Source organism: Petrotoga halophila DSM 16923 (assembly GCF_002924615.1).
This window is the reverse complement of the sequence record NZ_JALY01000090.1, coordinates 1-1,069: the sequence shown is the minus strand read 5'-3', so window position 1 is coordinate 1,069 and position 1,069 is coordinate 1. Positions and strand designations below refer to the sequence as shown.

The window sequence follows — 1,069 nt, the reverse complement described above, 5'->3', positions numbered from 1 at the left end:
TATAGGCTAAGTTACGACTGGGATTTCCTATTGTTTTGGATATGTAATAGACAATTTCTTCCATTGTTTGTTTTATATCGTTTGTTTCAATTGAAAATCCAGCCGCTCGGGGATGACCGCCTCCACCATAATTGAGAGCGATCTTTGATACATCTGCCCACTTTTTGGATCTTAATGAAACATGATAGGAACCTTTTTCATATTCTTGAAATACAATGGCGATCTCAACGCCTCTTATGGATCGAAGGTTTTCTACAAATGAAGGAGAGTCTTTTGGTAAAACGTTGTATTTAGAGAGCATATCCAGGGATAATAAAGAATAAGCAATTTGACCATTTAAGGCAAGTTTAAGATTGGAAATGACATCTTTGTACAAATAGATCTGTTCTAATGGTATGTTATCCAATATGGTATTAGAAATATCACTAATATTTGCTCCTTTTTCAATCAATTCAGTGACATCTTTGAAAACTAAAACGTCGGCATTTTGATATTTAAAGAAGCCGGTATCGGTTGCTATTCCTAACAAATTCATTGTAGCCAGTTCTTTGTCGTATTCAACATTTAAAGAGGTTAATATTCTATAAACCATTTGAGCAGTTGAAGCCATCGTGGGGTCTACCCAATTCAAATTTCCAAAATGTGTATTTGTTACGTGATGATCTATCAAAAGGACATGAAAAGCATTTAAATATTTTTCAAATTTTCCTATTCTATCCGGTGATGAGCAGTCTAAAATTACCATGATATCGAAGTTCTTATAAATTATTTTTTCAACATCTTCAAACTTTTTGATCTTCGATTTAACCCAAGGAAATTGTAAAAGATATTCGGGGATTTCATCGTCGATCACTGCAGTCACATTTTTTCCTAATTTTTCTAATCCTAAAGTCATCGATACTAAACTACTCACATCATCTCCATCTGGGAGTATATGCCCTACTATCAAAACATTATCATTCTTACTTATTTCTTCTACGATCTCTTTTAGATTTTCAGACAACTTTTTTCCTCCGTTCTTTTTTGATGGTTTTCATTAAAATAATTTAATAGCGTTGTATACAACCTT

General features: G+C 32.9%; 1 protein-coding gene. It reads right to left on the bottom strand.

Annotated elements, in window-relative coordinates; genetic code table 11:
- A partial coding sequence (locus tag AA81_RS03970; RefSeq protein WP_103898282.1) for a DHH family phosphoesterase occupies nt 1-1,003 on the bottom strand: 1,003 nt, incomplete at its 3' end.
- Nucleotides 1,004-1,069 lie beyond the last annotated feature (66 nt).